At 57.6% G+C, this 10,367-nt stretch carries 8 protein-coding genes; 2 read left to right on the top strand and 6 right to left on the bottom strand.

Annotated elements, in window-relative coordinates:
- Positions 1 to 156 precede the first annotated feature (156 nt).
- The 6 genes from HBO23_RS13600 to HBO23_RS13575 form a co-directional block, all read right to left on the bottom strand.
- Positions 157 to 510 carry a hypothetical protein gene (locus tag HBO23_RS13600; protein WP_170038459.1) on the bottom strand — a complete coding sequence of 118 codons (354 nt, stop codon included), beginning with the start codon at positions 508 to 510 and terminating at the stop codon, positions 157 to 159.
- A gap of 297 nt (positions 511 to 807) precedes the next feature.
- Positions 808 to 1,782, bottom strand: coding sequence for an NAD(P)-dependent oxidoreductase (locus tag HBO23_RS13595; protein WP_138454030.1), 975 nt, complete (start codon positions 1,780 to 1,782; stop codon positions 808 to 810).
- On the bottom strand, positions 1,779 to 3,071 hold the full coding sequence (locus HBO23_RS13590) for an MFS transporter (protein ID WP_056859255.1): 1,293 nt from the start codon (positions 3,069 to 3,071) through the stop codon (positions 1,779 to 1,781). The genes HBO23_RS13595 and HBO23_RS13590 overlap by 4 nt, the downstream gene beginning before the upstream one ends.
- Positions 3,072 to 3,116: 45 nt before the next feature.
- A complete protein-coding gene (locus HBO23_RS13585) occupies positions 3,117 to 4,058 on the bottom strand; it encodes a sugar kinase (protein ID WP_170038457.1) in 942 nt (313 codons plus the stop codon).
- Positions 4,051 to 4,833: a TIM barrel protein gene (locus HBO23_RS13580; RefSeq protein ID WP_017137535.1), complete on the bottom strand. Its 783-nt coding sequence runs from the start codon at positions 4,831 to 4,833 to the stop codon at positions 4,051 to 4,053. Before HBO23_RS13580 ends, HBO23_RS13585 begins: the two co-directional genes overlap by 8 nt.
- 87 nt (positions 4,834 to 4,920) lie before the next feature.
- Positions 4,921 to 5,979, bottom strand: coding sequence for a LacI family DNA-binding transcriptional regulator (locus HBO23_RS13575; RefSeq protein ID WP_170038455.1), 1,059 nt, complete (start codon positions 5,977 to 5,979; stop codon positions 4,921 to 4,923).
- A gap of 246 nt (positions 5,980 to 6,225) precedes the next feature.
- Here HBO23_RS13575 and HBO23_RS13570 point away from each other — a divergent pair, with 246 nt between their 5' ends.
- Positions 6,226 to 8,199 carry a hypothetical protein gene (locus HBO23_RS13570; protein WP_170038453.1) on the top strand — a complete coding sequence of 658 codons (1,974 nt, stop codon included), beginning with the start codon at positions 6,226 to 6,228 and terminating at the stop codon, positions 8,197 to 8,199.
- 135 nt (positions 8,200 to 8,334) lie between these two features.
- A complete protein-coding gene (locus HBO23_RS13565) occupies positions 8,335 to 10,353 on the top strand; it encodes a hypothetical protein (RefSeq protein ID WP_170038451.1) in 2,019 nt (672 codons plus the stop codon).
- Positions 10,354 to 10,367: the final 14 nt, after the last annotated feature.

Raw genomic sequence — 10,367 nt, 5'->3', positions numbered from 1 at the left:
CTCGGTGTGCCCTCACTCCGGCTTGAATCCGTGGGCCGCCGCGATGGGCCATCCTTGGCCCAGCGCGGCTAACCCGGCGTCCTGCCGGGTTACCCACGGATTCAAGCCTGCGTTCGGCCATCGTGGTCGACGGGGCGCCTCAGATCAAAAGCAAGATCAAAAGCAGAGCACGGCGGCCTGAAAGCCGACCTGAGTGGTTAGATCAAAAGCGAAAGCGGATCCGCATACACCGAAGATCTGCTTTTCTGTGGGAGCTGGCTTGCCTGCGATGCAGACACCTTGGTACATCAGGCACACCGAGTTGATGCTATCGCAGGCAAGCCAGCTCCCACAGTTGACCGAGTATGGCTCTGCTGTTGCTGTTGCTGTTGCTGTTGCTGTTGCTGTTGCTGTTGCTGTTGCTGTTGCTGTTGCTGTTGCTGTTGCTCCGGCCCTTACATCCTTTTCGATGACGAAGTCAGCGGTCTTTTGATCTGCGCTTTTGATCTTGATCTGAAATCGCCCCGTCAAACACGATGGCCGGAATCTGACAGTGATTTGGGGGGTAAACCGGCAGGGATGCCGGTTTAGCCGCGCTGGGCCAAGGATGGCCCATCGCGGCGGCCCCCCAAATCACTGGCGGATTGCGGGCATGCCGAGCCACAGCGAGGCACCGAGTGTTGGGGCGAAGACCTTTTGCTTACTTTTGGGTCTTTCCAAAAGTGAGCCGCCGTAAGGGCGGAACCCTAAGTGGCCGTTACCGCAGCAACGGATATGTACACAGCAGCGACGCCAGTCACCGAACCCGCCAACGGACCCACCGCAAGCTCAAGCATACACACTGGGATTAACCAGATTGTCCGGCCGCTCCCCAGCCAGCGCCGACAGCAAATTTTCCACCGCGCAAGCGGCCATAGCCTCCCGCGTCTCGTGGGTCGCCGAACCGATATGCGGTGTAGCCACTACATTGTTCAAACGCAACAACGGCGAGTCATGACTCAAGGGCTCGCGCTCAAACACATCCAACCCCGCCGCCCGAATCGTGCGTTGTTGCAGCGCCTCAACCAGCGCCGCCTCATCCACCACCTTGCCACGCGAGATATTGATAAAAATCGTCTCCGGCCCCATCAACGCAAACTCACGCGCGCCAATCAGCTTTTCGGTTTCAGCCGTGAGTGGCAAGGTCAGGCACACAAAGTCAGCCTGCTGCAACAACTCCGGCAAGCTACGAAACTGCGCCCCAAAGCGCTCCTCTACCCGCGGTTTTGGCGAATGACTGTGGTAAATCACCGGCATACCAAAACCGAAATGCCCACGCTGAGCCAGGGCTTCGCCGATGCGCCCCATGCCGATAATGCCCAGGGTCTTGCCATGCACATCGGTGCCAAAATGCGCCGGGCCGATGTTCTTGCTCCACTGCCCGGCACGCACCATATCGGCCAGCTCGACCACCCGGCGAGCGGTGGCCAGGATCAGCGCGAAGCCGGTATCCGCCGTGGTTTCGGTAAGCACATCCGGCGTATTGCTGAGCAGGATGCCGCGTTGGGTCAGGTAGTCGATGTCGTAGTTGTCGACGCCCACCGACACACTGGCCACCGCTTCGAGCTTGGGCGCCAGGTCGAGCAGCCTGGCATCCAGGCGCAGGCTGGCACCCAACAAACCATGGGCACCAGGCAAGGCGTCACGCAGCCTGGCGAGGCCGGGTTCGTCGAGGGCGTCAATCAGGGTCACGTCGACGTGTTCGTGCAGGCGGGCCATCAATGGCGCGGAGAGTTTTTTGTACAGGACCACAGACTTTTTCATGAGGTTTTTACCTTCAACTCCAGGGTTGGCACCGGCACGCGATCACTGGCGCCGGGCTTGAGGAAAATCGTCAGCACCACGGCAAACATCAGCGCGCCGCTCATCAGCAAGTACGAGGCGCCGGGTGAGCCGGTGCTGCTATTGAGGTAACCGACCAGGTACGAACCGCCGAACGAACCGAGCGCGCCCATGCTGTTGATCAGCGCCATGGCGCCGCCAGCGACGTTGGCCGGGAGGATTTCCGGGACGATGGCAAAGAACGGACCATAGGGCGCATACATGCAGGCCCCGGCGATGACCAGCAGGGTGTAGGACCACCAGAAGTGCTCAGCGCCCAGCGCGTAGGACGCGTAAAACGCAATAGACGCGATCAGCAGCGGCGGCCACACAAAACGTTTACGCTTTTGCAGCTTGTCCGAGCCCCACGACACCGCCAGCATGCCGATCACCGCTGCCAGGTACGGCAGCGCCGAGAGCCAACCGGCTTCGACCATGTCCATCTGCAAGCCGGCCTTGAGGATCGACGGCAGCCACAACACGAAGCCATACACACCGATGCTCCAGCAAAAAAACTGCAGCGCCAGGATGATCACCTTGGGCGAACGAAAGGCTTCGGCGTAGTTCTTCACCGCCTTGATCCCGACCTGTTCGGCGGCCAGGGCGCTTTGCAGGTCTTGTTTATGCTGCTCGCTCAGCCACTTGGCGTCGGCGGGTTTTTCATCCGCCAGCTTCCACCAGATAAACGCCCAGATCACCGCCGGCAGGCCTTCGATGATAAACATCCAGCGCCAGCTGAAGTGCTGCACCAGATAGCCCGAGACCACCGACATCCACATCATGGTGACCGGGTTGCCGAGGATCAGGAAGGTGTTGGCCCGTGAGCGTTCGGCTCGGGTAAACCAGTGGCACAGGTATACCAGCATCGCCGGCATCACCGCCGCTTCGACCACGCCGAGCATGAAGCGAATGGCGATCAGCATATAGGCGTTGGACACCACGCCGGTCAGTGTGGCCAGGCTGCCCCACAGAATCAGGCTGACGAAAATCAGCTTTTTAACGCTGCGTTTTTGCGCGTAGATCGCACCTGGCACCTGGAAGAAAAAGTAGCCAAGAAAAAACAGCGCGCCCAGCAACGACGACATGCCGGGGGTGATCATCAGGTCTTCGGCCATGCCGGAGGCCGCGGCGAAGCCGTAGTTGGCCCGATCCAGATACGCCAGGCTGTAGGTGATGAACACGATAGGCATGATGTACCACCAGCGACGGGTGGCGAGTTTCACAGTTTCCATGGGGTTGCTCCTGAGCTTGTTGTAGTTGTGGCAACAGGGAGTGGGTCATGCAACAGATCGGCTGGGTAATTCAGAGCGGGTGGGCAAACCTTCCATATCACCCCGGCTTTGCACGGCGCGGCTGCCGATCCAGTTGCCGCGCTGTACTGCCTCGGGGAAGCTCAGGTTTTCGAGCAGGGCGCTGATCATGCCGACGGCAAAACCATCACCGGCACCCACGGTATCCACGACGGTTTCCACCGGCACGGCGGCAATAAAGCCTTGGTCCATGTGGGTGCGGTAGTAGGCGCCGTCCGCGCCCAGCTTGATTGCCACGGCTTCGGCGCCCTGGTCGAGGTAGAACGCGGCGATGTCGGCCGGGTCGTCAAAGCCGGTGAGCAGGCGGCCTTCGCCCAGGCCCGGCAACACCCAATCGGCCAGGGCGGCGAGGGCGTTGATTTCGCCGACCATCTGCGCTTGGCTGGCCCATAACGATGGGCGCAGGTTCGGGTCGAACGACACGCTGCGCCCGGCCTTGCGCATCTGCGTCATCAGTTCCACGGACAGCTCGCGGGTGGCCGCGGACAAGGCGGGCGGGATGCCGGTGGCATGCAGGTGGCGCGCTTGCAGCAAGGCGGGGCTGATCGCGGCAATCGACAAGTGGCTGGCCGCCGAGCCTTTACGGAAGTACTCCACCTGCGGGTCGGCGCCGGCTTCTTCGCGGGACTTGAATTGAAAGCCGGTCGGGTGCAGCGGGTCGACCGCCACATGCCGACAATCCAGGCCTTCGTTCTTCAGCGTGTCGACCACAAAGCGCCCCAGGGAATCGTCGCCGACACGGCTTAGCCACGTCACATTGAAACCCAGGCGCGACAGGCCGATCGCGACGTTGCTGTCGGCCCCGGCAATGCGCTTGTGAAACTGCGCCACCTGGGCCAGGTCGCCGGTCTGTTCGGCGACAAACATCGCCATGGTTTCACCAAACGAAAGGATATCGATCTCAGACATGGGCATTCTCCGCGCGGGGCTGGCCAAGGAGGGCGAGGGCGGCGACCTGCTGTGCGGTGACTGCAACCAGGTCATCGCCTTGCAACGGGAATTCCACGGCCCGGGTAATACCTTGAGTCATATGTTTGAGCAGTTGTTCCCACAGATGCAGGTCGGTGGCGCCGGGCGGCAAGGCCACCAGCTTGCCGTCCTGGCGACGCGCCACGGCCTTGCAGTGCAGGTAATCCACATGGCGGCCCAACAGCCGCGCGGCAGTGAGCGCGGATTGGTCCTGCCACTGCCAGTTGCCGATGTCGAAGGTCATTTTCACCGGCAAGCCCAGGCGTTCCACCTCAGTGAAGAAGCGTTGCATTGGCTCGATGCGCCCACCGTGCAGGGTCTGGTCGTTCTCCACCAGGAGTTTGACCGGGTGGCGGTTGAGCAGGGCGTGCAGGCTTTGCAGGTCGTTGGTGTCGGTGAAATAACCGAGGGAAACCTTCAGCCAGCGCGAGCCAAACGCTTGGGCGCGGTCCAGGGTTGCACTGAGTTCAGCGTTGGGCTGGGCGCGCCCGGCGATCCAAAGTTCTAGGGGCGATGAGTACACCGATTCCAGGCCGTTTTCGGCAGCGGCCTGGGCGAGGTCGGTGGGTTGTTCGGTGGTCAGCAGTTCTTCGCGCCACTCGATGCGCTGGGCGCCGGCGGCACTGAGCAGTTCGACAAAACTCAATTGGCCAAGCGTGCGTACCAGGTCGGCACCGTAGCTGGATAGGCTGATGGAAACGGGGTATTTATGCATTGTTATGTACCTCTGAAACCGGTTTCATTTTTATACGAAAAACCAATGTGGGAGCTGGCTTGCCTGCGATGGCGGTGTGTCAGGCGACTACGGCTTCGCCTGACAGACCGCCATCGCAGGCAAGCCAGCTCCCACAAGGGATTGGGTGGAGCCACGGACGATCAGTTCGGGCAAAAAATCCAGGGTACGCGGTGGTGCGTCATCGCCGCGCAAGCGTTTAAGCAGGCAGTCAAAGGCGCTGGCGCCAATCGCGTCGGTGGGTTGGGCGAGGGCGGTGATGCCGTTGCCCACCAGCGGGTACCAGTCGAGGTCATCCAGGGCGATCAGGCCAACATCATCAAACAGCGTGCAGCCCAGCGTTTTGAGTGCGTGGGTGCAGGCCAGCGCAGCCACACCATTGGCGCAGAACAACGCCTTGGGACCTGGCTTGGCAAGAAAGCTGTGCAGGCGGTTTTCCAGCGTGCCATCAAGTTCCAGCACGGCGCCGGTCAACCCTGGGCGTGCCGCAATCTCGGCATTGAAACTCGCCTGACGCTCCAGACGTGAACTGGTGCCATCGGCCTTTTCGCTCACCAGCAACAGGTCGCGATAACCCTGCTGTGCCAGGTGCTGCACGGCAACACGCACCGCCGCAGGGTTATCCAGGCCGACCATATCGCTGTGCAACGGCTCGACCTTGCGGTCCACCAGCACCAGGGGCATTTCGCGCTGCAACTCCAGCAGTTGGTCAAGGTGGTGGCCAAGGGTGTTCACGATCAACCCTTCGATGTTGTACGAACGCAGCGCCGCCAGGTGCTGGCGCTCTTGCTCGTCATCGCGGTCGGTGTTGCACACCACCAGGCTGTAGCCATGCTGGCGGCAGGCGGTTTCGACGCCGTGCATCACGGCAATGGAATAGGGGTTGCGGATATCGGCCACCAGCATGCCGATCAGGCGTGTGCGGCCGCGTTTCAAACCGCGTGCCATCTGGTTGGGGCGGTAGCCGAGTTCGCTGATCGCTTGCTCGATACGCAAGGCAATGGCGTCGGAGAGCAGGGCGCGGTCCTCGCCGATAAAGCGCGACACGCTGGCTTTGGACACGCCGGCGCGTTCTGCGACGTCGAGCATGGTCACGCGGCTGCGCTGGGCGGCGGAAAAAGGAGTCACGGTGGCAGGCCTTTCTTATTGGAGGTGGTGACGTTCTGAAACCGGTTTCAGGAGACCTCATTCACGAAACAACGTCAAGTGTCATTCAGCGCGGGGCAAGCGCTCATTCGCGCGTGCAACCGACGAATGGCGGTAAGACCTGTTAGTTCTGACAGTATCGGGAAGTTACTAACGGGTATTCAATCAACGTCACAGCCTTCAATAAAAACCAGTGACCGGCGCAATGTTGCTGTTACGGAGAATGATATGAGCCCCCCCACAACTAATAGCAATGTTCAAACCAATAGCGCCACAGGTTTGCCCGACGGCACAGTTGTGACCGCCGTGCCTCAAGCCCCCTTGCCAATCGTTGAGGGACGATTGGCAAGTGGTGTGATTCCAAAACGCTTATTGGATGATGATCTTCTCGTATGGATACCCGGCCCATGGATTGAACTGACCAAGCCGGGGGCCGTTGATTATATTGTTCATGTTTTGCATCAGGAGGGATTAGCGCTGCCTGTTTACGTTGAACCGATACCGGTCGTGGGAGAGTTGTTTCCCGGCGACTTTCCACTGCCGACGTATATTCCTAGCAGTTTGCTGCTGAATGACGGTGTCTTCAATCTTTCTTATCGCATACACACTGACCAGCCCGACGCACCGGTGGCCAATTTCTCGCCCCCAGTCAGGATTATTATCGACCGCAGTGCGCCGGGTAAAGGCGAGGTGCTTAAGGCGCCGGTGTTTTCAAGTGCAGTTATTACTAATCCTGATCTGGATAATAATTTGACACTGGATGTCGTGGTGCCGGGCGATTATAAGGTTCGCGCCACGCTTGACGAAATATTTCTGTGGTTTATGAGCAGCAATTCAAATCCGACTGGCTTACCGATTCACGTTGAAAAAATAGTTGCTACTACAGGTGCAATTATTTTGAAGGTGCTGGTATCGGAATTTCGCAAGTTTTCAGGTGCGCAAGAATTGTTTGCGGTGTACCGGGTCAAGGATGAGGGGGGTAACATCAGTCAACTTTCCACGCCCGGAAGTGTCTTGCTGAGTCTAACGCCACTGCCCGGCAATTTGCCCGTGCCTACGGTGCCTGCGTTTGATTTTGATCAACTCATCAAACGTGACGATGCGCGTAATATCGTCTCGTTTGGCATCAGCAGCTACACCAATTTTATACCTGGGGATCTCTGTATCCCTGAATTGGCGGGTGTTAAACTTCCGCCGATACCTGTCACTTCATTTCCGTTTACCGGAACCTTGACCTGGCAGCAGCTGATTGCCAACGGCTCCGACCTGCAGCGAAAGGACAAGGTGCCGTTTCGCTATTACATTAGACGTGCTTCCGACACGGTGGGCCCTGGGACGCTGTCTCCGCTGAAATTGCTCAATATGGATTTCACGGTATTCGGCCGCGATCACAATCAGGCGCCAGCGTTACTTAACCCAATGTTGGACTTGGCCAATCTCTATGGCGCGGTGTCCAATACAGCCAATAAACTGGACAGTCGCGACAGTATCGACGCTGTCAGAGTGGAAGCGCGCCTGTCCGGTAACCCGCAAGTCGGTGACATGCTGTTGCTGTACTGGCCGGGGCAGGCAGCGCCGGTGGCAACCTATACCGTCAAGTTGGGTGACACCGCTGGCGCCCTTATCGTTTTTGATAATCGCATTAGCTGGTCGATCATACAGGGCGGTGGTAATACGACTGCCCCCGTGTATTACGTGAGCACTAACGGCGTTAACGAGCAACGATCGGGTAATCAAAGTGTTGTCGTAACCATCACGCCGCCTATAAGTTTTCCAAAGCCCACGTTCCCTCAAAATATAAATCATCCTAATAAAATTATTAGTTGCACACCTGGCTTTGGCCCCGACGGCAAACCAATCCCGCTTCCCTGGGAGGTATTTCAGATGCAGGTGACGCCCGGAGTCGGTATAGCCCCAGGGGATGTATGTACGCTGTCGTTCCAGGGGTACGCTAATTACCCGGATCGCAACCCGATAGCGTCGACAGCCCTTATCCTGAGTCATACGTGGGGCGTCAATCAAGTGTCCCATACTTTTGAAATTACAGATTATCAAAACATAATCAAACCGCTGAGGGACTATGCCGGCGCCTCTGCAAAATATAGTGTTTTTCGAAACCACGGATTAATAGGCGTATCGAAAGTCGGGTATGTACAAGTTGACCTTAAATATCCGACTGGGAAGTATTGTGGGCCGGCCTAGCGTTGGATAAATCCATTCATGAAGATCGAAGTGTAGGTGGCAGTGAGGTAAGTGGCGTGAGGGCTTCAGTATCCAGAGGTCCCTGGTCGTTTGGTTTTATTCGGTAAAAATATAATTGCGGATGGAGAATAGGACATGATCGGTAAAAAAATTACGGTAAAGGCAGATCCCAGCCCTGGAGCAGTTGCTCCCGAAATCCAAGGAGTAGACCCTGTAACAGGGTATATTTCAGCGGCTGACGGGAACAAGCCTGTGGTGTTGATCATCACTTCCGGCCCAGGTTCAGACGCGGGTGACTGGGCTCTAGTCTATCGAAGAGACGTCATTAATGACTTGCCTGACTCATGGACGTTAGTGGCTCAAGTGCAATTTGTAATCAACGCCCCAGGTGACAAATTTTCGGCGAGTATTCCTGTCGTTACGAGCTCGGGAGTGCAGCAGTCGGGTGATTTTCAAGTACGTTTTGACTTGCACCAGAATGAGGGGGCGGATCCAACTATTCCAGGCTCCGTAGACAGGCCTGGTTCTCTCGGCCAGTCCTCACCCATTTCGACGTATAAAATAGACTTGGATCCACCCTATTTAAGGGTTCAGCCACCTGCGCCGCAATACACGGGGGCCTTTCCGCCGGGCCAGGTTATTAGTCTGGCACAACTGACGCAGTTCAATTTGCCATTCTCTATTCCTGACAACGTAACGACGGGCCTCGGGGCTTGGAAGCCAGGAGATGAGCTGACCTTCTTCTATAACCACGGCACCCCCGTGACAGCCACAGAAGTAGCCCGGCAGACTCCACCCCGGCCCATGGCCCAAACCGGCAACATGCTGACAGTGCTCGCCAATGAGATTACGCAAGGGGGGCCGTGCTTCTTTACTTACCAAATCAGGGACTCGCAGGGCAATGCAAGTTTGGTCTCTGCGCCTTCGATTACCTTCACTATCGCGCTGGATCCGGCACCCGAAAATTTACAGCCGATTATCATTCACCAGGCGCCAGACCTCGTTGATGACTTGGTCACTATTGAAGACTTGAAATCAGGCCCAACGGGCGAAATACCGACCTATACGAACGTTGACACTACCAAGGACGAGTTTCGGGTTCGATACAACAATGGAGCTTGGAGCCCATGGTCTCGCGTTCTCTCGGTTCCAATCACGTTGGATCAGGCCTTTCTGAGCCCCCTGGCTGTAGCGGACTATGCCAATGCAAAAGGTCCGAAATCGGTCGGTATCGCCTATGAAATACGCAAAAATGGTGACACTGTCCCCGGCCCGACCACGCCGTTCAGAGTGGACTTTAGTGTGACGGGGCCGAGCAATCCGGGAATACCAGGCAGTATCAATACCCGACTGATTCCTGCATCGTTCCTTGGGACCGACGCGGCGGCACCGAACATAATGGAGTTTGCACAGGCTGGCAAGCCGGTCACCGTTACGGTCGAGTTATGGCGAACCTCTGACCCTGCTGAACTGCCGGCGCCAGGCATGTTTCTTATCCTTGTCAACCCTGACGGTACGTTCATCGCGCCCGCTAAGGAAATAAGCAATGAGATACCTGGAGACTTTGTCACCTGGGACATCGACTGGAGTGTCTTTCAAAAACTGGGCAATGGCAGACATAACATCAGCTATGTCGTATCACCAACGGCAACGCCAACGTCTGCCACTAACCTCAATCGCGCGTTACCTAGAGAGGTTGAAGTGCGGGATGCGGTAACTACACTCCTGCCGGCGGCTAAATATGTCAATGCGACGGGGGGGGCGTTTGGTCAATGGGCCTGCCAAGCGCTAGTAGCACCGGCGCCGACAAACTGGGAAGGCAGGGTAGCTGTGGATCCGGACCCGAGAATGGTGGTTGGTCAGCTACTGACCTTGGTACTGCAGGTGTTCAGACCTCGCACGGGCACACCTCGGCTTTTTGACCAAACGCAAAGTTTCAACGTACTCGTTACCCCTACCATTAGAGATAACGGCCATATCTTCCGGATTCCCTACGCGGGTTTCCTTGAACATGCCCAAGTAGGGCGTGCGGAGGCGACTTACACCGTGCCGCTGAACAACGGCACGCTGGGGCGTGGTACCGCGGGCGTTAACGTACGTACGACGTTGAGTTTCACACGGTGCGATAACGTGGGACCAATCATCGTCCCTTAGAGGCGTCATTGATA

This window comes from Pseudomonas sp. WS 5532 (assembly GCF_012985445.1).
In the GTDB taxonomy this organism is placed as follows: domain Bacteria; phylum Pseudomonadota; class Gammaproteobacteria; order Pseudomonadales; family Pseudomonadaceae; genus Aquipseudomonas; species Aquipseudomonas edaphica.
This window is presented reverse-complemented; position numbering and strand designations above follow the sequence as displayed.

What these genes read in the sequence shown, in the direction of transcription:
- HBO23_RS13595 (WP_138454030.1), bottom strand. Translation starts at nt 1,782, where the DNA reads ATGAAAAAGTCTGTGGTCCTGTACAAAAAACTCTCCGCGCCATTGATG.
- HBO23_RS13590 (WP_056859255.1), bottom strand. Translation starts at nt 3,071, where the DNA reads ATGGAAACTGTGAAACTCGCCACCCGTCGCTGGTGGTACATCATGCCT.
- HBO23_RS13585 (WP_170038457.1), bottom strand. Translation starts at nt 4,058, where the DNA reads ATGTCTGAGATCGATATCCTTTCGTTTGGTGAAACCATGGCGATGTTT.
- HBO23_RS13580 (WP_017137535.1), bottom strand. Translation starts at nt 4,833, where the DNA reads ATGCATAAATACCCCGTTTCCATCAGCCTATCCAGCTACGGTGCCGAC.
- HBO23_RS13570 (WP_170038453.1), top strand. Translation starts at nt 6,226, where the DNA reads ATGAGCCCCCCCACAACTAATAGCAATGTTCAAACCAATAGCGCCACA.
- HBO23_RS13565 (WP_170038451.1), top strand. Translation starts at nt 8,335, where the DNA reads ATGATCGGTAAAAAAATTACGGTAAAGGCAGATCCCAGCCCTGGAGCA.